Here is a 21,713-nt window from a genome sequence, read left to right as displayed (position 1 = left end):
TCTGTTCGTCTGTGAAACGGCTGCGCTTCATTCCCTGGTCCTCTCAATGGGCCAGAGCTTACTTCAAAATGGATTATTTCAACGGGGCAAGGTCACGCCCTATCAGTCTGGTCGAAGCGACGCTTGGGCGAAGTCCAAATGTCGAGCCGGACATGAGGTCGTGATCGGGGGTTACGCCACGACCGGCGGCAGGTTTCGATCCTTGCTGGTCGGTGTCTACCGTGGCGAGCATTTTGTTTACGTTGGAAGGGTTGGCACGGGCTACGGGGCAAAGACTGTCGATGTACTTATGCCAAGGTTGAGGGAGGTCGATACGACCTCTAAATCACCGTTTACGGGGATTGGAGCGCCCAAAAAGGAAACTGGTGTCGTCTGGCTAAAGCCGGACCTTGTGGCCGAGATCGAATTCGCTAGCTGGACATCCGACGGCCTTGTTCGCCAAGCCTCCTTCAAAGGGCTGCGGGAAGACAAACCGGCGAACGAGGTCAAAGCGGAGAGGGCAGCCTCGCCTGAACAGACGGAAACACCTGATCCACAGGTAGGAAAGAAACAGCGGACCGCCGGTCGAAGGGGCGCGAAAGCCGAAGTCATGGGTGTTCTTATTTCTCATCCAGATAAGCCGTTGTGGCCCGATGGCGGGGATGGCCGGCCGGTTACGAAGGAAGACTTGGCGCGATATCATGAATCCGTCGGTGGTTGGCTGATCGATCACATAAAGGGTCGTCCATGTTCGATCATTCGCACACCGGATGGCATTGCCGGAGAGCAGTTTTTTCAACGTCACGCAATGCCGGGAACATCGAACCTGCTTGAGCTCGTGAAAGTATTTGGCGACAAGAAGCCTTACCTCCAGGTCGACCGAATTGAGGGGCTTGCGGCGATCGCGCAGATTGGCGGTGTCGAACTGCACCCATGGAATTGCGAACCTTACCAACCGGAGGTCCCAGGACGTCTCGTATTTGATCTGGATCCCGGCCCGGACCTGCCGTTTCCGGCCGTCGTTGACGCTGCCCGGGAGATGCGCGATCGCCTTGATGAACTCGGGCTTATCAGCTTCTGCAAAACCACTGGCGGAAAAGGCCTGCATGTGGTGACGCCGCTTGCAGTCAATAAACGCAAGCCGCTTTCATGGACCGAGGCCAAAACCTTCGCGCATGACGTCTGTTATCAAATGGCGCGGGACAATCCTGATCTCTACCTGACCAAAATGACGAAAAGCTTGAGGAATGGACGTATTTTTCTCGACTATCTTCGCAATGATCGTATGGCAACGGCTGTGGGGCCATTGTCACCGCGTGCCCGTCCCGGCGCAACCGTATCAATGCCTTTGACCTGGGCACAGGTGAAGGCCGATTTGGATCCTACGCGGTTCACGGTGCGAACGGTGCCCGCCCTCATCAGAAAAAGCTCCGCGTGGAAGGATTATTGCGACAGCCAACGGCCACTTGAAGCTGCCATAAAAAGGCTGGACCGACAAAATAGGCGACCATCTTAGCAACGCAGGCTTTCCGGCTGGCCGATAACGAGCTTAGCGGGTGCTCCTGCCTCAGAGCAACGAACCGATGGACGATGGGCCGGAGTGGTGGTAGCCGCCTGCGTTTGGCTATTGTCTCTGCCGCGACGACCAGTCCCCGTTCTCTGGACTATCAACAGTCTTCGTAGATAGTATGAGCTTTGGCTTCGGACGGAGGTCCTGTCATGACAAGCGATCACCTCCAAGGGCTTCTGGTCGCTGTTATGATCGCTTGCGTTGGCACGTGTTATGGCTTCGGATTGAGCCTGTTTCCGCAGATAATCCCCGACATGCGCAGAAGCCTTGCATTCGACTACGCATTTGTCGGCACGGTTACCGGACTTATCCAACTTGCGTCAGTCGCCTCAGCATTGATCAGCACCTGGCTCGTTCATCGTATCGGTGCCGCCCGAACGGTGGTGGGATCCGTCGGCCTTTGTGGGTTGTCACTGTCGACTGTCCCGCTTGCGGAGAATGTTTATGTCCTCGCAGGTCTGTTGATGATTGCCGGCTCGACTGGAGCGTCAACTTTCGTGCCAATGATCGATCTCGCCTCCCGGGTCGTGAGCATCAGGCGCCGTGGCTTGGCCATGAGCCTGATTTCCAGTGCACCGTCCTATGGGGTACTCGGAAACAGCGCCCTGGTGGCGGCCTTCGCCGGCAGTGACCGTTGGCAAATTGTCTGGTACATAACCGGAGCGATTTCCGTTTTGTTGACCATCACCACATCTATCCTATTCAAGCGAGCGGGGCTTTCAAGTCTCGCTCAAGGCCCGCAAGTCGATGGCTTCGCGGAGAGGCGGCCAAGTCTGCGTGCGATGGTGCCGTGGGTTTTCCTCGTCTTTGTCCTGGGATTTATTAACGGCGTCATGCCGTTCCCATATCTCACCTATCTGTCGCCGCTTCTGCGCGAGGAACGAGGTTATACGGTTGGTACTGTCTCATTGCTCTGGGCGACGATCGGTACCGTTGGCATAGCGGCCGGGTTTGTCTTGGGCAGTATAGCGTCGCGATTTGGATCGCGACTGGCGATGCTTGTGTGTTATCTGTGCTTTGTTTTGGCCGGCCTTTTGATGCATATCCAAGCACCGTTGGAGCTCTCCGTCATTTCTGTCGTGTCTTTTTCGCTCGGTTTTTATCCGATCTACGGTCTCCTCCCCGCGTATGTCTCGCATCGCGCCGGACCACGTATCGCCGTAACAGTCATGGGTATATGTACCGTGCTTCAGGGACTCGGCGGCGCCTCGGGCAACATCTTCGGCGGCCTAATAAAGACTTCTACCCAAAGTTTTGAAGGAATATATCTCGCGGTAGCACTCATCGCTGCTGTCGCCGCCGGGATGACAATGTTGCTGACTAGCGACCAAAAACAGCGCCACGAGCTGCCTAATAGCAGACCATAGGACATGATGGGAACCATGCCCATCTGGGCGGCGGCATTCGAGCCCGTGGTCGCAGGGTGATGAAATTTAGTTGGTACGAAAAATTTTGGACCCGGGTTTCGTCTTCTTTGCTCGATGGCGTATGACGCTCTTGGATTTCGTCAGCGCAGGGGATTTTGCAGATGTGCGCGATATTGGTTCTGATCTTGCTTCAAGCGGCTTCGCATTGATTGCAGCAATGCTTGCCTCGAGCTCGGACAAGCTGGAAATGACATTGTCAAATATGCCCATGATTCCCTCGATGCTCGGGGCCTCGCCATGGTCTCCGCGAGGCTCGTTTAAGCCAAGTCACGCAATTTAGACATAACTAATGCAAATCGACGCCGGGATGTCAATGTCAAGTGAAACCGGCCTCGCGGCTTCGATTGGTGATCCGTCGAGAGTGAGGGCGGTTGCACCTGCAGATTTGGCTGAACGCTTCCGTCGTGGCTTGTTTCAATCCAGAACTGCTCCAGTTGTTTGTGATGACGTTCATAACGGAGAAGCAGATGCCACCTCGCAAACGAACTGAGACTTCGCCGCTCGGGCAAGAAAGCGCCAAGATTGGTGAACCCGTGCCAACCGGTATCATCGATACCAACACGGCATCGGTCGGAATTCCGCCCGGTTCAGACTTCGATGCCGAGGAAGAGCTCGGCGCCTTGCGCAAGCAGTTGGAAGGTCTTCGCGAGCAGGTAACTGAGGCCTTGCAGGCGGCCAAGGGAAGCGCACGCCAGGCTGCCAGACAGACGGAAGCAACCGTAAAGCTCTACCCGGTGTCAAGTCTCGTCGCTGTCGCTGTCGTAACAGCCGCGCTTTCGTTCGCAATTGGTGGCGCCAGGGTAGTGCCCCAAAGATCCCGATATGAACGCGCGCTGGATGACATCAGGGAACTCTTTGAGGAGCTTCGTGAACGCCTCTGGAGGCAGCCCGGCCGGACGTGAGCATGACTGCAATGCATCTCATGGGAAGCGAGCAGCTTCGTCCGGAAATCGCTCGGGCGAGAAGTCCATGGATCGAAAGGCGCAAGCCAGCCATGACGCAGACGTTTATCGCTGGCCTCAGATCGCATTCCATGGTCGCGCCATGGATCGTTAGCAACTCGTCCCAACTCTACCCAAGGGCGACATCGTCATTGCCGACAATGTCCGTTTCCACAAGAGCCAAAAGGCCGAAAAACTTCCAGGATCCGAAAGGCACGTGACTGCCGTAACGGTGTGAGGACCAAAAAAAGGCCCCGCATAGGCGGGGCTGAGGCTGAGTTTGGACACTGGGTGAAAACACGCGCCGATCAGTGAGGCTCGCATTTTCCGGGCCCAACTCCCGGGGGCATGGCAGGTTCCCAATGCTCGACTATTTTTTTAGGCGATTCGCTGGCTCTAAAGCTTGTCGCATTTAACGCACCAATGAATGTCGAGTTATTCCAGACTTGGATTGAAACAAGGCTGACAAAACGCTCCGGTTGGTCGTTGCGAGACACGTCAGGCGAATAGGCCGGTAGGAACAGCAGCCTGGCACCGGTTTGTCGGATGATGTTTGTCGACGTCTCATGGATAAAAGTGAGCGTGCCAAAGCCTTATAGACGGAAGCGATTTCCGCACCCGCGCACGTGTGGAATGAGGCCATAGAAAACTATGGCGACGCTGTCAGGCTCCGCGACAGGCTTCGAGCCGGAAGCGAAGATCAGTCTTTGCTTGTGGAGTATGAGCGACCTTGCGAAGAGCTTGAAGACGAAATGCGTTCTGCGTTGCAGATATTCTGTAAGCGTTGTCTTACATTGTTCGATCATTCCGCTGGGACGAAATCCTTCCTGGATGGTGCGCTAGAAAATGGTGGGAGGCTCGCCGTGCAAGTGGTAAAAGAACAAGTGCGACTTGCGGCCAAAGGCAAGCAAATTGAAGCCGAGCTGAGAACAGCACCGTGCTGGTCCCGGCAAGGGCCTATCGCAGTGTGCTACCATTACCATCGACATCGCGCAGGCTCGATGACTGCGTGATAAGAAGACGCGCGGGCTAACCCTGTAAGCGTCGCAGGAGAACCCCTAACCGTTCCACGGAGGGGCAGTCCGCGAGGTCGGAGCGCACGCGAATGCCACCGCCATCTCGATTCCTCACCTCGCTCGGACTGCAGCCGAAGGTCCGCTTGAACGCCCGGCCGAACTCGGCGCCGTCGCCGAATCCGCGCTCTTCGCCAATCTGAAAAATGAGACGCCGATCGCTTGGATCTGTCAATGCTGCGTAAGCGCTGAGCAGTCGACGATGCTGGATGTAGTGCATGACGCCGCCAAACGGCTCGAACAGGTTGTAGAGGCGCGTTCGCGAAACGCCAAGTTCCTTGCGCACCATCTCGCTGCCGAGTCTCGGGTCGAGCAGCTGGTTGTTAATCAATCGGCGGGCTCGTTCGAGGAGCAAGTTCGCAATGGGGCCCTCAGCCGCCTCCACATGACCAGTGGATGGCGAAACGCAAGCAAGAATCATGGCTCGGGTAGCAGCAGTGAGGCTTGGAAGATCGGCTTGCGCCAGCATGGGCAGGCGGCGAGCGACATCCACCAGATAATCCGAAAACAGGCGTCCCATTCCTGTGGCGAGAGTCGAAAACTCCGCCGAACTAAGCGTCGCCGCAGTCTCAACAGAAAGGTCCCTGGGCACAAAGAGCATCAGCATTTTGCTCTCTTCGGCGACCATGCCCTCAAAAGAGCGGCCGAGAGAATGGATCTGAACCTCACCGAGCCCGCCGCCGAACGCGTATCTCTTCGTTTTAGTGCGAATTTTCCCTTTCAACAGGACGGTCATTGTCCAGTGATCGACGGGATCACGTCGAACACGGCCCGGAAGGCTGGAGAACGCGTGGCTATCCGTGTTGATTTCGGCAAGCACCAGGCTGCCGAGGTCCCATAGCTTTTGCCGGCCGGTGAAGGTTGACGTTCCCGGAGTGATATCAGCGAGATCCAGCATTGGTGCGAAATTGTCATGCCATAGATCAAACTGCTCGCCCCGGCAAAGGCCGGCGGTGGATAAATGATAGGAAGGTAAGGACGATCTTGGGCCGCCCACCAATATTCCGTTCTCCGCTTCGCGATCAAGCATCAGAACGTTCTCGCGAGGCCTGTCGCGCTCCGGGAAAGTGCACTTCATTCGTACTTTCCTCCTTAGCCCATGGAATGGGCGGGGTAACGTCGGAATGATGCAATCGAATGGTTTGTAATCTGCTGGGCATAAAAGACGTCACGCGGTCGTAGGATCCGCATGCTCGGTCTAAAAGACCGCAAGCCGAAAGGTAATGAGTTCTCCCTCCAGCAATCTAGCCTTTCCGACCGGGATTCTCAACCGTCAGATGCAACATCGGCAACTCTCGCCGCTGCAGGGTAGTTGGGCCCATTTCCTACCTTCCGCGCCGGACTTGTTGCCGCTGATCGCGGCGCCATGCATGAGCGCGGCACAACTCCTCGCGCCGTCGGTCATCGCAGATCAAGTTTTGCAGTTGTGCTGTCCCGGCGAGTTCGCATCACGGCTAGGCTGCCTTCGCACGGGCTGCGGCGTCCATCAAAAAACGCCATTCGCCAGTGAGCAGGACCGCGCCGACATTTGCCCGGCGCAGAGCCCGTTGGGAGGCCTGGCAGAGCGCTTCGATCCGAAGCGGCTTCGTCTTCATCAACGAGAGTGTGCCAAGATCAAGCACTGGATGCGCCCAAGTGCGAAACATTGAGGAAACTTGGCGACATCTGGGGCTGCTTGCCGACACCACAAGCCAGAAGAATGCGCCAACTACTTCTCAACGCCGGCTACGCCTCCGTCAAAACATGACGGGCTCTAGCTGGCTGTAGCCGCCCCCTGCAATGCCTCCCGCAAGACATGTTCCTTGGTTTCATCAAGCGAGGTCTTCAAAACGACACCCCCGAAGGCCGATATCTGCTTTAGGACCTTGTCTTCCGTCATCTCCTGGATGAGGACGAACAACGCCGCGTTGCCCGGGTCAAGGTTAGCGGAAAGCTGTTTCATGAAATCGTCATTGATTCCGACATCTGTCAACGCCCCGCCAATAGCACCGGATGCTGCACCGACCGCTACTCCAAGGAGTGGATTGAGGAAGAGCACACCGATCAGAAGGCCCCAGAAGCTACCAGATGCGGCGCCCGCAGCCGTGGTATTGACCAGCTGGCTCAGCTTGACCTTGCCGCCGTCGGTCTTGGTCGCGATGACGGCGTCTCCCATCTTGATGAGATACTCCTTCTGCATTTCTAACAAGCGCTGACGAACTTCCTCTGCCTTGGCTTCGGTCGGATAAACAATCGCAATCAAAGTTGACATCTCTGCGCTCCTCCAGAGTGGTGTACCAAACGAAGATCGAGATTGGCTGGCGCCGTAGCTTAACCGACGGCGCTTCCTTAAGCGCTTTGTCGGACGAGGTTCAGCACAACCCGACGCCGTGGTCGGAACTATAGAGCGGTTCAAGAAACGATGTGATCGGCATAGAATCCCATAATCCTGCTTACAGTCCGGATTTTAAGGCGGCTCTCGTGCGTGCGGTGTTCTTCCGTCTGGTTCGCCGGTGCTGTTCGGGAACTCTGCCCGCCGAAACGCTATTCCGCGGCGGGCGCTGATGTTCGATCGGGTTTTCGGTCGACGTTTCAACCAGGGAGCCGCCACGAGCCTACCAATGAGTGAACGACGACCACCACCAATCACGATGAAATCCGCAACTGGGTGCAAACACGGAGCGGACGACCGTCACGCGTCAACGGAGGAAGAGACGGAGGTTTGCTCGGGACCGGCGATCCCGAGGAAAGTCCCGAGGAGATTTCATGGCGCGATTTCTCTGAGATATTCGACCGACGCAAGCTTGCTTTCCTCGATCAGGATGAGACGGCGGACGGAGAGAAGAGTCGTTTCAACAAATTTTGTCGACAGATGAGGAAAACGGCATGGTCGCCGATTGCTCTCCGCATTGAGCGACCATGCTGCAGCACGATGAACAACAGCCTGACATCGACGGCCGAAGCCGGCACGTCGGCAGGGGAGGGCTGCGCACCGATCAGCGTGAGTCGACGACCTTCTGAATTTTCTTGTGCTTCGTCATTTGGATGAGGTGAGTGACGTAGGCATGCTCTGCATCTGCGAGCGCAGTATCGAGGTCGACGCACCTGCCAGTCAGATTGAGGGTCGTACCATCGGATGCGACAAGACGCCAGGCCCAAGGCCTTCCGGAAGTCCGATTGCGGTCGTCCCGAGCAATTGATCCAACAAAGCGCCCCGCATCCACGATGTGAAAAAGACCCGCATCCGTTGAAGGAAAAAGCTCAAGCCTATCAGGCTTTGTCAGTGTGGCCACGGCACTCATCCCGACTTTAATTAGAAAAATTCCGAACAATTCAGTGACAGCTTTGTTCCTGTCTCCAGTAGCGAACTTCCGGAGTTTGGATGCCCGCATAGGATTGCCCCACCCGAATGGATCTACCGCCGAATGCCCTGTGGTTCCTCCTAGAGGCCCGACGCGAGGGGGCGGTGATGGCCTTCGACCGATCATCTGCGGCCTTGCTCGTCGAAATGTCGATGATGCAATGGGTCGGTCCCGACAGATTGACCCTGGGTCCCTCCGGGAAGGACCACTATGATCGCATCGTCACGCTTTATCGGCAGCGGTTCTCGGCTGGTGAGTAGACGGGAACCTGAACGGCACGCGGAGGCTTGCGCGATGCTCGGTCGACTGACCGAATCGCTCCTCCCTGAGCCAAAGACTTCGACCGTTCGCTGACCAAACGCCGTCGGTTGCTGCCGGGCATCGGCGGTCGCTTGCACATCGGATCTTTCAGCGACGAATGGCGAAGAAAGCGAGCACCGAAGACACATCTGTCCTGCCACTCTACCGCAGAGGCCCAATAATGTCGGCGTTCGACTCGTCGTTTCCGAGCTTGATGTTGAGTAGCCACTGACTGCCAGAGGCCAGGGCCGTATTCCTATCTTGACCGCATGCGGCGCGTCACATTGTGGACGAGTTCGCTGGTAGAGGCGAACTGGCCAAACAGGGCAAGGAGCTTCGCTTCTTCCTTGTCGTCCAGGCGATGGAGTAAGCAAAACTCAGCGACGCTCCAAACTTTCATTGCTGCGATCGGCTCAGCAGCAGTCGAATCAATGTGTTGCATGGTGGTCCTCCCGACGAAGACGCTACTGAAGCGAATATTAGCTGGCAATCAAATAAATCATTCGACCCAAAATTCTAGTCGGCGACCGTAAACTTTGCCTTCGGCTATGTGCTTGTCCGCCCACGTTGGTTCGATGCGCCTCTGGAAATCGCCCGCCAGCATCACCACGTCTAGGTCTGCGCTAGTCCGCGCGAGTTTGGGCCGGCAACTCACCAAACATCGGTATCACCCGGCGCTGCCCTCTTCCAGCGACGGTGGTGCGCGCGGCGGGTTGAGCCAACACGGGCTCCCCGCTGCGTTTGCTATTTCAGTGCAGCCACACAATCGCCTGGCGCGCGGCTTGCTCCGAGCCGACCGCCACCACACGCATCCGCTGTGCGAAAGGCTTGGGAACCAGGTCAGCGGTCAATCCTGCGTCGCTCCTTTTGGATCTTGTTGGAGGTCGCGGGTTCCTTCGAAGCAAATCGGAGCTTGCGCACCCACATAGCCGCGGCCGATACTCGGGAAAGAACGAGAAATTGCGGCCAGGTACTGTTTGGCGCGCATTTGTCGGCTATTCCGAGATGCTTGGCGACATCGTCCTCAACGAAGCGAGCAAGCTCTTCATACTCGGCTATCAGCGAAACTTGAGTATTGTTACGACGAAGAAGGTCAATGTGGCGGATGAGGAGGCTGTAGTCCTCGCAGAGTTCGCGGATGTCGCTGCGCGCCTTGGGCACCGATCGAAGTGAGGGACACTTCACTTGAAGAAGCAACCACCCGTGTTGGACACTGTTCATGTGAATCTGCCCATATTCCGAGTCAGCCTGGTCGCCACCGAGATACCAGTGATCACCTGACTTGACTGCGTTTTAAGGACTTCGTAAAGGCCCGGGCTAAGTGGGTACGATATCGTACATTAGTCCTGCTTGGAGAGCTCGGATGATCCGATTGGCATGCATGACTTTGCAGCCTCCAAGCCCGTGCAGGACGCTTTCACGGCACGACGTCATTTCGGTTTCGACCAGCATCTTTTGCCTCTCCTGACCCGAACTCTCTGCAAGGAATTCTGCGCCCTACTTTTGCGCGGAAGCACGCCAGTCGATACACTCCTCGTTTCTGCGACACATGCATGGACTGAGATCAAGGGAGTGACGTCTCGCATGCGTGGAGTGTTGGCAGGCCGTGAAAGCATCACCCAGGATGACAAACGACGCCAAGCTTCTACCAGATTGATGAGGATCAAGGATCGTTGCCACCGTGTCGTTACTTTGGTGGCGGAAGGATGTGCCTCATGTTTACAAAAACTCTTGTGCCGACGGACGGTTCAAAGCTAGCGGACCAGGCCGCCCAGAACGCGGTGTCCTTTGCCAGAGACGCAAACGCGTCAGTCGTTTTCGTCCACGTGGTCGAGCCTTTTCGGATTTTCACGCTAGACACCGACAAGCTGACCGCGAACCGAGAGGACTATGAACCATCGTCAGATCATCAAGCGGTCACGTTCCTGGCCGCGGCCGAACGGCGGGCACGGGATCAGGGGATAGCAAGCTACACGGTCAAGGAGCGAAGCGATCAGGTGCATGAAGCCATAGTCAAAACGGCCCTGGTCAACGGATGTGACCTGATCGCATCGCACGGCCGCGGAGGGGTGGCCGGACTTCTGCTCGGCAGTCTTACGAACAAGGTTCTCTCTCGTCCACAGATCCCCGTACTCGTTTAACGCTGACTGAATAGACGCCTAACAGCGAAGGAAGAAGATATGACTCCGAACAACGATCTTGGCTTCTCCATGCGTCCGAACCTTCCGGGCGTTACCGCCGCAGAGAAAATCCTGGGGGCGGGCGTCGATTTTCAGTATCAGGTGCTGAATGCGACCTTCCAGGCGCAGATGGCGGCCATCGATTTTTTCTTTCGACGTTCGCAGCAGCAGGCAAAATTGATTGGCGCCCTAGCTGACAGCGCGGAGTACAACGATGCCCTTGATGTCATCGGCGATTTTGTCCGGGTAGCAAAAATCGATTTCGCGACTGAAGCGAGCGACATTCTCATGATCGCCTCGACCATGACGTCGCAGGCTGCACAAAGCATCCGCGATCAGACTGATGCGACGCTGGATGATATTGCCGCGCGAACGATCGTCTAGCCTGAGTGAAGCGTCCTCGTTTTCCTGTTGCCCTTTGTCGGCGTCTGCTCCGGCTTTAGTCCTGAGCGGCGCTTAGTTGGCTTTGGACCAAGAGCGCTCGCATCGGGATCAATCCGTATTTCACCTGGGTGACCCGCAGATCGCGATACCAATCAAAAGCGCGCCAGGGATCGGAACCTTGTTGAGGCCCGCGATCCGCCAACCGCAAGGAGAATGCCTGCCTTCAGGATAGGTTCTGAAATGCCGGACCCACATATCCACCGACCGGTTCGGCTTCGGCAAGCACAATCGACATTTCGACGCCTTCGGCCAGGGTCGCCGGATCCTCGGGGTTGTTCTCCCTTGCTCGATGACCACCATTCGAAGCCAACGGATCGCCACCTCACCGATCCAGCGACGATAAACATTCAGGACAAGCTTGATCCCGCCTTCGGTGGGCGCGAGCGCCAGATAGGCCAGTACGAAGTACAGGATTGTATTGAGGCCAGTTCCCTGCGTTGGCCATTGCCGATCCGGCGCTGAACCTCGAGCGGCAGAATTCCCACGGCAAAAGAAGAACGGGCAACAGGACCAAAAACGCCTGGTGGCCACGTCCCATCTTTGATGGAGCCCGAGAGCTTCCGCGGCATCGCGTCAATCTTATCGGATCGCATCTCCCGCTCTTCGAGATGCCCTTGAGAATTGAGCCGCTGGCAATCGTGCGGATTGGGCCGCCTGTTTTACGCATCCCCGGCAGGATGTGAAAAACCGCGCCCACGACTACGCAAATGTCATGAGCTGGTGCCTGGCCCCGATATCAATCACGTCGATCGCGCATACCGTTCCATTTTCGTCGAGTACGGAGATCTTCTGCGGACGGTCGACAACATGGGTCATGCCTTTGACCGAGATTTCGAGAGCATCCTCTTTTGGCTCGTACGTTGCTCCGATGAGCGTTGAAGACCTTATAAGCACCTGATCGCCAAGCGTTTCGCCGATTACTTCAATTTTGATTTCTTTTCCTTCGACCTCTTTATGAAGTTCCGAAAAGTAGGCCGACCAGTCTGACTTCGGAAGCACCCTAACACCCATTCTGTCATCTCCCTTTGATAGGCATCCCGCTGCTGAAAGCAGGGCTTCTGTCGTACGTGATCCATGATTGATCATGACCATTTCAATCCTCCGCTTGGGTTCCGCCTCTAGGAATGCCGGGACGGCGGAAATGACGATGATGATACTGCCGATGATGACGGCCGCCCAGGTGACTGCGGTCGACTCGTGAAGCGGGAGCATGACCCACGGCAAGATTATGACCCAGCCGCCGAGTGCGAATTCGATCAAGGCCTCCCATCTTTCCGGAAGCACGATGCCGACGACTGCCGTTCCCGTCGTCACTGCGCCCGTGAGGACGAGTGCCCACGCTGTTGCATCGCCAGCCAACGGATCCCCGAAACTTGACGGCAAGACCCACGGGCTCGCGAATATCACGGTTCCGAGTGTCACCATGATCGGATCCCGCCAACCAATCCCGCCCATTTTGCCCTCCGACCGGCGCATTAACCGCACGGTCAGAATAGAGCTCCTGATCCGGTCTACATTGCGTTCAATCAAAGTGAGCGGCAATTTTAGAGAAGGAGGTTTCCGGCATCGCGACCGCCGTACAGACCACGTTCGAGGAGCGTGTGTTCCGCGAAAAAAGCCCCGAACTGGGCGGGGCTGAGTAAGGTCCTGAACGTGACCCACGCGATCGCAGTCGTTCGACGCTGCGGCGCGTCTTTCAGACTAGGTTAGGCCGTCAGGTTCCCCGACGTCTATCCCGCTGTAATCTCTATCTTCCGATCATTCTTTTTGGCGTTGGACGTTTTTGGAAGGACCACTTTCAGGACGCCTTTTGCAAAAGACGCGTTCACGGCGTCGACATCGACGTAGTCGGGAAGCTGAAACGAGCGCTGAAAGGCGCCATAGTGGCGCTCGGAAACATGATAGGCCTTGTCTTTTTCTTCTGTCTCTTCGCTCTTCTCGCCCCGTATGGTCAATATGCCGTTCGCGAGCTTCACTTCGATGTTCTTTTCGTCGAGCCCCGGAACCTCTGCGGTAATTTCAAATGCATCGTTCTTTTCCACCACATCGACAGCTGGCGACATGACCAAGCCATTCTGGGTCCCGAAGCCGCGGGGGAGCATCGGGCGCCGTGCGGCGCGCCAAGACGGTCCGAAATCCTCGAACAGTCGGTCGATTTCCGAACGAAGTGACTCGAAAGGTGGCCAGATCCCGCTCTGAGCTGGCGTCATGGTTTTCTGTTCGGTCTTCACGGGGAATGTGTCGGGCATGGCCATCTCCTGTTTGTCAAGCAGATCCCGACTGGATCTCGTTGTCTTGCTCGACATTGAGCAATGCTATCAAAGCACGCCGACCGGCGCGCTGCTTTGATCCCCATCAAACTAGGACACTGTTGTTTCGGTTATTCCGATATGCCGTCATCCAGCTTTCTGTCGTCGTCGTCTCATCTCGGGCCGCGTTCACCACTCTTTTCAGCGTTCGCATGGAGAGCCAAGTCTCCGATGTTTGATCAAGCGCAATGCATCAAAGGCAAATCCGTCGGATCTTATCTGTCGCGTGCTGACGAACCCGCCGCAATGATCAAATTGTCGCCGCCCAGGAGCAGAGGATGCGTACCGAGCACTGCTACAGATGGTTCCGCTGGATGGTGTTCGAACATGCCTTGCTGCTGGTCATCGCGGTAATGATTGCAACGATCTTCAGCGTTCTTTTCGACCGGCCGGGCGGCGATCTTACCCGACGGGAGTTTCATCTGCAGCGATCCGCCGAGGGTCGCCCTGGAAGATAGGGGTGGAGACAATGACAATGGCAATCAGGACTATGACGCATCATGAATGTGTGGAGATGCTGAATGCCGGGCACTATGGCCACCTGGCATGTTGCAACGAGGGACAGCCTTATATTGTGCCAGTGTACTTCGTTTTCGATGCCAGGGTCGCCTACAGCTTTTCGATGCCGGGGCGCAAGGTCGAGTGGATGCGCGAAAACCCGCGAGTTTGTCTGCAAGTCGAGGAACGGCAATTAAAGGGCAGCTGGAGAAGCGTGATCCTCGACGGCAAATTCCAGGAATTGCCGGACAACGACACCTGGCACGAAGAGAGATTGCACGCCTGGTCGCTGCTCCAGAAGCACAGGGATTGGTGGGAGATAGGTTCTCTGAAGCCGGATGCCGTCCCGCCATCCCATGCTTCCCCGCATCTTTTTTACGCCATTTACATGAATGACGTCACCGGCCGGGCAGCGACGCAGATCGACTTATAATTTTTTCAATGATTTCCGCGCGAAGGCATGGCGCCGTGCCGATCCAACACGTCACCTCCTTGCGGTTTTAGGTCGCACGCGAAATTTCGACGCTTGACGTGAACTCCTTGTCTAGACTGCAGAAGTTCGACATTTTGAAACGACAAATGTGTGATGCCGTATCATATCATTTATTGATTTCTAATATACGCATTGACCTTTGATGTCAGGTCACTACTATCCGCCCTGTTTCTTAGAACCGGGAGGCGGGCATGATTTTCAGACCGATCCTTGACGCAGAAATGGCATTGCTCTCACGTTCCGTTCAGACTTGGTACAAGCACTTTCAAGCGGCACCCGACCTGCGGGCCTCGGAGACACTCTGTGGTGCAGCGATTGACCTGTTCAACCAGGGCCACCGAACGCAGGAAGAGCTGGCTTCCATTTTGATTGAGCGATACCCGGGCCTCGCGGCAACGCTTGTCACGTCCTCGACTGCCATCACGATCCACTAGCCTCCATGCGTTAAACCACCGCCCTCTCGCGCGATCGACGCCATGCTGGCAGCCGGCTGTACGCTGCGCGGCACCTCGGCGTGAGGGACCGGGTGAGGTTGAAGCTCTCGTCGCCGGCTCCGCCACCGCCTGTTCCCGGGCTCTGGGCTTTTTGCGTTGGGGTCGGGATCGTCTATCCATCATTGCGATGATAGTCGCCGGCGTCGGCTTTTTGCCTCCGGTCCAGGCGCACTGATACAGGAGGCAATTGACATTGAGGTTGTCCTGAACGCACTTCGAGCGCTCATCTAGCGCAATAGAGGGAGCGACGAGTGAACGTGCCTCCGAAGGCGTCGTCACTGTTCCTTCATGGCCCGCGGAAGTCCTGGTTCCAGCGCTCCACACCAAAGACACACATGACCATTCTGATATCCATGGACTTCCCTCCTTGAACGATGGTCAGTTTATCGGGTCTTGAGCGGCGCGGGGCAGGAGCGCATTTTGGCCCTCACGACGGCGTCATTGGCACGTAATCTAGACCGCTATCGATCGTCGTGGGCCGGCCATCGAGAGACAACTCGGCGATCCGTGGCTTTGATTGAGCGATAATCCTGCCCCGGCGGACGACGCAAAGCCGTGTCGGCTTGAGCCGCAATGCCTCAATCGGGTCGGCTGCCTGCAGGACAACAAAGTCCGCGTTGCAGCCTTTCATCATCCCATAACCTTCGAGACCCATCGTCTTTGCAGAGTTCACTGTAAGGGCGTCGAAGATCTTTCTCTTGTCATCGATCCCGGCCATCTGCGCCACATGGATCGCCATATGTCCGACTTCCAGCATGTCGCCTGAGCCCATCGAATACCAGGGATCCATGACGCAGTCGTGCCCGAAGGAGACGTTAAGCCCGGCATCCATCAGTTCACGCACGCGTGTCATGCCGCGGCGCTTGGGATAGGTATCGTGCCTGCCCTGTAGCATGATGTTGATCAGGGGGTTGGGGATGACATTGATTTCAGCTTCGGCCATCAGCGGGATGAGCTTCGAGACATAGTAGTTGTCCATCGAATGCATCGAGGTGAGGTGGGAACCGGCAACACGTCCCTGGAGCCCGAAACGCACTGTCTGGGCCGCCAGCGTTTCAATGTGACGCGACATCGGATCGTCCGTCTCGTCGCAATGCATGTCGACCGGAAGTCCGCGATCAGCGGCGATCCTGCACAGCGCCTCGACAGACGCGCGCCCGTCTTCCATCGTTCGCTCGAAATGCGGAATACCGCCGACAATGTCGATCCCCATGTCGAGGGCACGCTTCAGCGAGTCGACACCGCCTTCCGCCCGGTAATAGCCATCCTGCGGAAAGGCAACGAGTTGCAAGTCGATGTAGGGCTTTACCCGTTTTCGAACCTCGATCAGAGCCTCGGCGGTTATGAGACGTGGATCGGACGTATCGACGTGGCTTCTGATGGAAAGAAGGCCTTGGCTTACGGCAAGGTCGCAGTAGCGCAGGGCGCGACCGACCAGCGCCTCCTGTGTCAATGACGGACGAAGCTCACCCCAGAGCGAGATGCCTTCGAGAAGCGTGCCCGAGATGTTCATTCGCGGCAGGCCGAGTGACAGCGTGGCATCCATGTGGAAATGGGGATCAACGAAGGGAGGTGTTACGAGCCGCCCGGTTGCATCGATTTCCGTTCCGGCAGAAGCCTCGATCTGCTGCTCGATCGCAGCAATCTTTCCGTTCTCCACCGCAATGTCGATCCCGTTGCGGCCATCGGGAAGGTTCGCTTTTCTGATGATCAGCTCGAACATTGGGTCTCCTTTTACCGTTCGCCACGGCGATAAGATTGCATCAGGGCCTGAGGAACGCGCGCACGGCGTGCCATGACGGCAAGCGCCAGGATCGACAGGATATACGGGGTCATCAGAAAAATCTGATAGGGAATGCCCTGGACGACGGTCTGCAGGCGAAGCTGGAAGGCGTCAAAGAAGGCGAAGAGAAGCGCTCCAAAAAGTGCACGCCCGGGTCTCCAGGATGCGAAGACGACAAGCGCAATGCAGATCCACCCACGACCCTGGACCATGGTCGGGAAGAAGCTGTTGAAGGCTGACAGCGTCAGGAACGCGCCGCCCATGCCCATTAACGCGCTGCCGACGATCACCGCACCATAGCGTATCCGGATCGGATCGACGCCCTGGGCTTCTGCTGCATGCGGGTTTTCACCGGTCATGCGAAGCGCAAGACCAAGTGGCGTGTGAAAGACGACGTAGGCAAGAAGGAGCGCGGTGAGGATGGCGAGATAGGTTGGCGCTGTTTGCGTGAAAAAGGCCGGTCCAACAAATGGCATGGTGGAAAGGCCAGGGATGCTGATTGGCTGGAAGGGGACGATCGTTGGCGGTGTGCCGGCCACAGGTACGATCAGACGGAAAATATAGTAACTGAAGCTTGAGGCAAACAGCGTCACGCCAAGACCGGAGACATGCTGGGACAGGCCGAGCGTAACAGTCATCACGGCGTGCAGGAAACCGAACACCATGCCTGCCAGTGCGGCCACAAAGAGACCGGTCCAAAGGTCGGCGCCGTGATAGACCGCAAGCCACCCGATCATCGCGCCGAAGGTCATGATGCCCTCGATGCCGAGGTTGAGAACGCCGGCGCGTTCTGACAGAAGGGCGCCAAGGGTGCCAAAGATCAGGGGTGTGGCAATGCGAAGGATTGCCGCCCACAGGCCGGCCGATGAGATGATGTCGACAATAATGTTCATCGCCGGATCCTGTATTGGGTGAAGAACAGGGCAACGAGCATCGTCAGGAGCGACAGCGCTACGGTTACGTCAGCGATGTAGGTCGGTATGGCCAGGCTGCGGCTCATGCCGTCGGCACCGACGAACATGGTTGCCGTGAACAGCGCCGCAAGCACGACACCGAGCGGGTTCAGGTTGGCGAGCATGGCGACGACGATACCGGAATAGCCGAAGCCAGGGGACAGATCCGTGGTGACATAGCCCTTGACGCCGAGGACTTCGATCGCGCCGGCAAGTCCCGCAAGTCCTCCGGAAAGACAGGCAACCTTGACCAGGGTCCGCGTCAGAGGCACGCCGGCAAACGCCGCGCCCTGCGGACTGAGGCCAGCAGCGCGTGACTGCATGCCAAAGACCGTCCTCGTCTGCAGGAAATGAATGATGACCGCAAGGACGATCGCAATCAGGAGGCCGATATGGAGGCGCGAGCGGGCAACCAGCTTCGGCAGCATGGCATCGTCGACCACGGACTGCGACTGTGGCCACCCAAAGGCCATTGGATCCTTCAGCACACCGTTGATCAGCATGGAGACAAAAAGCAGCGCGATGAAGTTGACCAGGAGACTGGTCACCACCTCGTCAACAGAGAAGCGCAATCTGAGCCACAGCGGGACGAGGATCAGCACCATGCCCGCGACAGCACCGATCAATAGCAAGGATGGAATGAGGATCGGGCCCGGCAGGCCAGCCAGCAGTTTGGAGCCGCAGGCGGCGACTGCGATAGCGCCGACGTAGAACTGGCCTTCCGCGCCGATATTCCAAAGCCTTGCCCTAAAGGCCGTCGCGGCTGCAAGACCGGTCAGGATAAGGGGCGTCGCCCGGGTCAAGGTCTCGGTCGCCGAGAGACGTGAGCCGAAGGCGCCAATCAGGATGCGGCGATAGGCCTCCAGGACTGGCGCGCCGGCGATTGCGATCAGAATGCCGGCAAGCAGAAGTGCTGAGACGACGGCAGCGATCGGCGAACCGACCAGGAGATAGACCGGCCGATGCTCGCGGCGTTCAAGGCGCATGTCTGATCTCCGTGGGGGTCTCACTCCAGTCGCCCGCCATCATCAGGCCAAGCCGGCGTGCATCGATGTCTCCCGAGTCGACAGGCGGCGACAGGCTGCCACCGACGATCGCCTGGATCCGGTCCGCAAGCGCGATCACTTCATCAAGATCCTCGGAGATCAACAAAACCGCCGTGCCCTGCCTGCGGGCGTCCAGGATCCGGGCGTGGACGGCGGCCACAGCGCCCTCGTCGAGACCGCGTGCCGGCTGCGCGGCGATCAGAATACGGGGGCGCTGCTGCAGATTCCTGCCGAGGATAAGCTTTTGCATGTTCCCACCGGACAGGAGGCGGGTACGGCTGCGCGGCGCACCACCTCTCACGTCGAAGGCATCAATGATCTCCCGGGCAAACGTCATGCCTGCCTTGCGGTCGACCATTCCGGCCCGGGAGAAGGCGGGAAGACGCTCGAGCACGACGTTTTCCCATATTGCCATTTCGCCGATCGCCCCTTCCTTGTTTCGGTCTTCGGGAATGCGGCCGATGTCAGCTGCGACGACGTCCGCCACGTCGAGATTGCCGACATTTTTTCCGAACAGGACGAGATCACCCGCCGTGCGCGACAGCATGCCGGACAACAAGGCTGCCAAGGGCGCCTGCCCGTTTCCGGAAACGCCGATGATACCGAGCACCTCGCCTTCACTGAGGTGGAAGTTGATGCTCTTCAGCCTGTCGACCCCGCCAATCCTGGCGGTGATCCCAACGCCTTCCAGGACAACGGTGCCGGGTGTCGACGGTTCGCGTACGGGGCGGCTGACCCGGTGACCGACCATCAGTTCAGCGAGTTCGGCCTTGCTGGTTTCCGACTGAAGACGCTCGGCGACCATCTTGCCCCCGCGCAGCACGACAATCCTGTCGGCGGCGGCCATGACCTCATCCAGCTTGTGGGAGATAAAGATCACCGACAATCCCTGGCGGGCCATCTCCTTCAACGTCGAGAACAGCCGTTCGGCCTCGATATTGGTGAGAACGGCGGTTGGCTCGTCGAGGATCAGGATTCGAGCGTCGTTGAAGAGCGCCTTGAGAAGCTCGACGCGTTGTTGCTCCCCGACCGACAGATCACCGAGACGTGCGTCAGGGTCGACCTTGAGCCCGAAACGATCCGAAATCGAAAGGAGCTTCCTGCGCGCGGCGTTCGTGTTCGAGCGCGACGCCCAGAGTTTTTGCGTCCCGGTCATGATGTTCTCGATGACCGTGAGATTTGCCGCGAGCGAGAAATGCTGGTGCACCATGCCAACGCCAGCCCGGATTGCCTCGCGGGGCCTGCCCGGCGACAGCTCGCGGCCATGGATCATTATGCGACCGGAGTCAGGCACATAGTGACCGAAGAGGATGCTCATCAACGTTGTCTTGCCGGCACCGTTTTCGCCAAGGAGTGCGATAATCTCTCCTTCCTTGAGTGACAGCGAAATATCATCGTTGGCAAGGTTGTCGCCGAACCGCTTCGAGACACGGGAAATATCGAGCACGGTGGTCATGCGGGCGCGCCCGCGATTTCGAAGGGATGTTGCCAACGGCCTTCGGCTTCCAGTCGCAAGGCGAGCGACAGGAGCTGCAGATCGCGGCCGATTGGTGCCATCAGCTGGATCGGCAGCGGCAAGCCGGCAGCATCTGATCCGAAAGGAAGCGTCAAGGCAGGAACCCCCGAGACATTGGCGAGTGGCGCGAGCGGCGCGAAGGCAGCCATGCGATCGAAATGCAGCTCGGTGTCGGCATGATCGGATGGGAACGAGCCGACGGCAAGGGGTGCCGACGACAGCATTGGGGACAGAACGCAATCAACCCTGTCGAAGAGACCCCACATATGATGGCTGACGAGAACAGCCCTGTTCAGCGATGCCCAAAGGGCGGCGGCAGGCATCGCGCTGCCCTGTTCGGCGACTGCCTGTGTCAGGCGCTCGGCCATTGCCAGGTCGAGCCCAAGGTCCTCTGCCAGATTGAACAGGTTGACGGCGACAATGTCCTCGAAAACACGCGCGCTATATCCTGCGGCGGTTTCAAAATCGCTCCACTCAAGTCGGACGATCTCGTGGCCGTCTGTCTCGAGCGCAGTCGCCGCCGCCTCGACTGCATCCAGCCGGTCGGCGGCGGTTGGAAACCGCGCACCGGTATCCATCAGGAGGCCGATCTTCAGGCGGGACGAAGAAGATGCCTCCATGGCCACATCAGGAAATGGGCCACGCGCTTTACCGCTCAACGAGATCAGAGCGAGCTGCGTGTCCCGGACTGAGCGTGCCACGACGAATTCGCTTGCGATGCCACCGAGGTGATTGCCGAACGAAGGACCTGCTGGCATGGCGCCCCGGCTGGGCTTCAGCCCAACCAGGCCGCAGCAGGCGGCGGGAACGCGAATGGAGCCGCCAGCGTCGGTCGCATGTGCTATTGAAACGATGCCGGCGGCGACAGCTGCGGCCGCACCACCCGATGAACCGCCAGCGGTTCGGGATGGGTCATGCGGATTACGACAGACCGGCCCAATTGCCGGCTCACTTGCAAGCGACAGGCCGAGTTCGGGGCTCGTGGTCAGGCCAAACAGGCAAAAGCCAGCCGCGCGAAACCGGGCTGCAAGCTCGGAATCGGCATTGCCGGAATCTCGCTTGAAAAGGCGCGAACCGGCTGCAACCGGCAGACCCTTGAACGGGCCGCCAAGATCCTTGGCAAGCGTCGGCACACCACCAAACGCACGCGCCGAGAAACGCGTCGGGGCGGCCCGACGCTCGTCGTCGGCTGCCTGGGCGGTCGCCATCCCCATTGGGCCATCAAGATGAGTAATGGCACCAAGACTGGAAAGCCGGGTGGCAGCGGCCAGAGACTGCCGCATCGCCTCCGTTGCAGTCAGTTGGCCGGAACGGATCAGTTCCGAAACGTCGGTGGCGTCGACTGGCCGTTTGCCGGGCATGAATC

At 57.9% G+C, this 21,713-nt stretch carries 22 protein-coding genes; 11 read left to right on the top strand and 11 right to left on the bottom strand.

What is annotated here, in order from left to right; translation table 11 throughout:
- From ligD to FHT97_RS25775, 4 genes are all read left to right on the top strand, one after another.
- Positions 1–1,495: DNA ligase D (gene ligD / locus FHT97_RS25790; protein ID WP_183864668.1), on the top strand; the 1,495-nt coding region annotated here is incomplete at its 5' end.
- A 203-nt stretch (positions 1,496–1,698) separates the two neighbouring features.
- Positions 1,699–2,916: an MFS transporter gene (locus FHT97_RS25785; protein WP_183756162.1), complete on the top strand. Its 1,218-nt coding sequence runs from the start codon at positions 1,699–1,701 to the stop codon at positions 2,914–2,916.
- A gap of 70 nt (positions 2,917–2,986) precedes the next feature.
- The gene (locus FHT97_RS25780; protein ID WP_183756163.1) at positions 2,987–3,256 is read left to right on the top strand and encodes a hypothetical protein; all 270 of its coding nucleotides are present in this window, start codon (positions 2,987–2,989) and stop codon (positions 3,254–3,256) included.
- Positions 3,257–3,443: 187 nt separating this feature from the next.
- Complete coding sequence (locus FHT97_RS25775) at positions 3,444–3,878, top strand: hypothetical protein (RefSeq protein WP_183756164.1); 435 nt, start codon at positions 3,444–3,446, stop codon at positions 3,876–3,878.
- A gap of 1,068 nt (positions 3,879–4,946) precedes the next feature.
- Here FHT97_RS25775 and FHT97_RS25770 read toward each other — a convergent pair.
- The 3 genes from FHT97_RS25770 to FHT97_RS25760 all read right to left on the bottom strand — a co-directional run bounded on the left by FHT97_RS25770 (position 4,947) and on the right by FHT97_RS25760 (position 7,241).
- Positions 4,947–6,068: a helix-turn-helix domain-containing protein gene (locus FHT97_RS25770; protein ID WP_246712774.1), complete on the bottom strand. Its 1,122-nt coding sequence runs from the start codon at positions 6,066–6,068 to the stop codon at positions 4,947–4,949.
- A gap of 376 nt (positions 6,069–6,444) precedes the next feature.
- Positions 6,445–6,636 (bottom strand): hypothetical protein, encoded by a 192-nt coding sequence (locus FHT97_RS25765; protein ID WP_183864667.1) that lies wholly within the window; start codon positions 6,634–6,636, stop codon positions 6,445–6,447.
- Between the two features lie 107 nt (positions 6,637–6,743).
- Positions 6,744–7,241, bottom strand: coding sequence for a DUF1269 domain-containing protein (locus FHT97_RS25760; RefSeq protein ID WP_183756167.1), 498 nt, complete (start codon positions 7,239–7,241; stop codon positions 6,744–6,746).
- A gap of 1,137 nt (positions 7,242–8,378) precedes the next feature.
- Here FHT97_RS25760 and FHT97_RS25755 point away from each other — a divergent pair.
- Entirely contained in the window at positions 8,379–8,591 is a 213-nt protein-coding gene (locus FHT97_RS25755; protein WP_183756168.1) for a hypothetical protein, read from the top strand.
- A 296-nt stretch (positions 8,592–8,887) separates the two neighbouring features.
- Here the strand turns inward: FHT97_RS25755 and FHT97_RS25750 are convergent, their stop codons facing one another.
- Positions 8,888–9,073, bottom strand: coding sequence for a hypothetical protein (locus tag FHT97_RS25750; RefSeq protein WP_183756169.1), 186 nt, complete (start codon positions 9,071–9,073; stop codon positions 8,888–8,890).
- Positions 9,074–9,591: 518 nt separating this feature from the next.
- Here FHT97_RS25750 and FHT97_RS25745 point away from each other — a divergent pair.
- The 3 genes from FHT97_RS25745 to FHT97_RS25735 all read left to right on the top strand — a co-directional run bounded on the left by FHT97_RS25745 (position 9,592) and on the right by FHT97_RS25735 (position 11,195).
- Complete coding sequence (locus FHT97_RS25745) at positions 9,592–9,804, top strand: hypothetical protein (protein WP_183864666.1); 213 nt, start codon at positions 9,592–9,594, stop codon at positions 9,802–9,804.
- Between the two features lie 542 nt (positions 9,805–10,346).
- Positions 10,347–10,772, top strand: a complete 426-nt coding sequence (locus FHT97_RS25740) for a universal stress protein (protein ID WP_183864665.1) — start codon at positions 10,347–10,349, stop codon at positions 10,770–10,772.
- 39 nt (positions 10,773–10,811) lie between these two features.
- Positions 10,812–11,195: a hypothetical protein gene (locus tag FHT97_RS25735; protein WP_183756172.1), complete on the top strand. Its 384-nt coding sequence runs from the start codon at positions 10,812–10,814 to the stop codon at positions 11,193–11,195.
- 759 nt (positions 11,196–11,954) lie between these two features.
- On the opposite strand, the gene FHT97_RS31110 is transcribed toward FHT97_RS25735, so the two are convergent.
- Both FHT97_RS31110 and FHT97_RS25725 read right to left on the bottom strand, forming a co-directional pair.
- The gene (locus tag FHT97_RS31110; RefSeq protein WP_246712773.1) at positions 11,955–12,680 is read right to left on the bottom strand and encodes a DUF5335 family protein; all 726 of its coding nucleotides are present in this window, start codon (positions 12,678–12,680) and stop codon (positions 11,955–11,957) included.
- Between the two features lie 305 nt (positions 12,681–12,985).
- Positions 12,986–13,504, bottom strand: a complete 519-nt coding sequence (locus FHT97_RS25725; RefSeq protein ID WP_183756173.1) for an Hsp20/alpha crystallin family protein — start codon at positions 13,502–13,504, stop codon at positions 12,986–12,988.
- Between the two features lie 338 nt (positions 13,505–13,842).
- On the opposite strand from FHT97_RS25725, the gene FHT97_RS25720 reads away from it, so the two are divergent.
- From FHT97_RS25720 to FHT97_RS25710, 3 genes are all read left to right on the top strand, one after another.
- On the top strand, positions 13,843–14,022 hold the full coding sequence (locus tag FHT97_RS25720; RefSeq protein ID WP_183756174.1) for a hypothetical protein: 180 nt from the start codon (positions 13,843–13,845) through the stop codon (positions 14,020–14,022).
- A 17-nt stretch (positions 14,023–14,039) separates the two neighbouring features.
- Positions 14,040–14,495 (top strand): pyridoxamine 5'-phosphate oxidase family protein, encoded by a 456-nt coding sequence (locus FHT97_RS25715; RefSeq protein WP_312859757.1) that lies wholly within the window; start codon positions 14,040–14,042, stop codon positions 14,493–14,495.
- Positions 14,496–14,746: 251 nt separating this feature from the next.
- On the top strand, positions 14,747–14,989 hold the full coding sequence (locus FHT97_RS25710; RefSeq protein WP_183756176.1) for a hypothetical protein: 243 nt from the start codon (positions 14,747–14,749) through the stop codon (positions 14,987–14,989).
- Positions 14,990–15,476: 487 nt separating this feature from the next.
- Here the strand turns inward: FHT97_RS25710 and FHT97_RS25705 are convergent, their stop codons facing one another.
- The 5 genes from FHT97_RS25705 to FHT97_RS25685 are packed head-to-tail and all read right to left on the bottom strand — an operon-like array spanning position 15,477 to position 21,708.
- Positions 15,477–16,772, bottom strand: a complete 1,296-nt coding sequence (locus FHT97_RS25705; protein ID WP_183756177.1) for an amidohydrolase family protein — start codon at positions 16,770–16,772, stop codon at positions 15,477–15,479.
- Positions 16,773–16,783: 11 nt separating this feature from the next.
- Positions 16,784–17,725 carry an ABC transporter permease gene (locus FHT97_RS25700; RefSeq protein WP_183864664.1) on the bottom strand — a complete coding sequence of 314 codons (942 nt, stop codon included), beginning with the start codon at positions 17,723–17,725 and terminating at the stop codon, positions 16,784–16,786.
- Complete coding sequence (locus tag FHT97_RS25695; protein ID WP_183756179.1) at positions 17,722–18,771, bottom strand: ABC transporter permease; 1,050 nt, start codon at positions 18,769–18,771, stop codon at positions 17,722–17,724. Before FHT97_RS25695 ends, FHT97_RS25700 begins: the two co-directional genes overlap by 4 nt.
- Positions 18,761–20,287, bottom strand: a complete 1,527-nt coding sequence (locus FHT97_RS25690) for an ABC transporter ATP-binding protein (RefSeq protein WP_183756180.1) — start codon at positions 20,285–20,287, stop codon at positions 18,761–18,763. The genes FHT97_RS25695 and FHT97_RS25690 overlap by 11 nt, the downstream gene beginning before the upstream one ends.
- Positions 20,284–21,708 (bottom strand): amidase, encoded by a 1,425-nt coding sequence (locus tag FHT97_RS25685; RefSeq protein WP_183756181.1) that lies wholly within the window; start codon positions 21,706–21,708, stop codon positions 20,284–20,286. Before FHT97_RS25685 ends, FHT97_RS25690 begins: the two co-directional genes overlap by 4 nt.
- Positions 21,709–21,713: the final 5 nt, after the last annotated feature.

Source organism: Rhizobium sp. BK399 (assembly GCF_014194695.1).
Lineage (GTDB): Bacteria > Pseudomonadota > Alphaproteobacteria > Rhizobiales > Rhizobiaceae > Rhizobium.
The sequence above is the reverse complement of the archived record's forward strand: the minus strand, read 5'-3'. Positions and strand labels throughout refer to the sequence as shown.

Excerpts from the sequence above, each read along its gene's own strand:
- FHT97_RS25715 (WP_312859757.1), top strand. The coding sequence starts at position 14,040 with ATGGCAATCAGGACTATGACGCATCATGAATGTGTGGAGATGCTGAAT.
- FHT97_RS25725 (WP_183756173.1), bottom strand. The coding sequence starts at position 13,504 with ATGCCCGACACATTCCCCGTGAAGACCGAACAGAAAACCATGACGCCA.
- FHT97_RS25705 (WP_183756177.1), bottom strand. The coding sequence starts at position 16,772 with ATGTTCGAGCTGATCATCAGAAAAGCGAACCTTCCCGATGGCCGCAAC.
- FHT97_RS31110 (WP_246712773.1), bottom strand. The coding sequence starts at position 12,680 with ATGGTGACACTCGGAACCGTGATATTCGCGAGCCCGTGGGTCTTGCCG.
- FHT97_RS25785 (WP_183756162.1), top strand. The coding sequence starts at position 1,699 with ATGACAAGCGATCACCTCCAAGGGCTTCTGGTCGCTGTTATGATCGCT.
- FHT97_RS25770 (WP_246712774.1), bottom strand. The coding sequence starts at position 6,068 with ATGAAGTGCACTTTCCCGGAGCGCGACAGGCCTCGCGAGAACGTTCTG.
- FHT97_RS25695 (WP_183756179.1), bottom strand. The coding sequence starts at position 18,771 with ATGCGCCTTGAACGCCGCGAGCATCGGCCGGTCTATCTCCTGGTCGGT.
- FHT97_RS25700 (WP_183864664.1), bottom strand. The coding sequence starts at position 17,725 with ATGAACATTATTGTCGACATCATCTCATCGGCCGGCCTGTGGGCGGCA.
- FHT97_RS25710 (WP_183756176.1), top strand. The coding sequence starts at position 14,747 with ATGATTTTCAGACCGATCCTTGACGCAGAAATGGCATTGCTCTCACGT.
- FHT97_RS25720 (WP_183756174.1), top strand. The coding sequence starts at position 13,843 with ATGCGTACCGAGCACTGCTACAGATGGTTCCGCTGGATGGTGTTCGAA.
- FHT97_RS25765 (WP_183864667.1), bottom strand. The coding sequence starts at position 6,636 with ATGTTTCGCACTTGGGCGCATCCAGTGCTTGATCTTGGCACACTCTCG.
- FHT97_RS25735 (WP_183756172.1), top strand. The coding sequence starts at position 10,812 with ATGACTCCGAACAACGATCTTGGCTTCTCCATGCGTCCGAACCTTCCG.
- FHT97_RS25755 (WP_183756168.1), top strand. The coding sequence starts at position 8,379 with ATGGATCTACCGCCGAATGCCCTGTGGTTCCTCCTAGAGGCCCGACGC.
- FHT97_RS25760 (WP_183756167.1), bottom strand. The coding sequence starts at position 7,241 with ATGTCAACTTTGATTGCGATTGTTTATCCGACCGAAGCCAAGGCAGAG.
- FHT97_RS25750 (WP_183756169.1), bottom strand. The coding sequence starts at position 9,073 with ATGCAACACATTGATTCGACTGCTGCTGAGCCGATCGCAGCAATGAAA.
- FHT97_RS25775 (WP_183756164.1), top strand. The coding sequence starts at position 3,444 with ATGCCACCTCGCAAACGAACTGAGACTTCGCCGCTCGGGCAAGAAAGC.
- FHT97_RS25685 (WP_183756181.1), bottom strand. The coding sequence starts at position 21,708 with ATGCCCGGCAAACGGCCAGTCGACGCCACCGACGTTTCGGAACTGATC.
- FHT97_RS25740 (WP_183864665.1), top strand. The coding sequence starts at position 10,347 with ATGTTTACAAAAACTCTTGTGCCGACGGACGGTTCAAAGCTAGCGGAC.
- FHT97_RS25690 (WP_183756180.1), bottom strand. The coding sequence starts at position 20,287 with ATGACCACCGTGCTCGATATTTCCCGTGTCTCGAAGCGGTTCGGCGAC.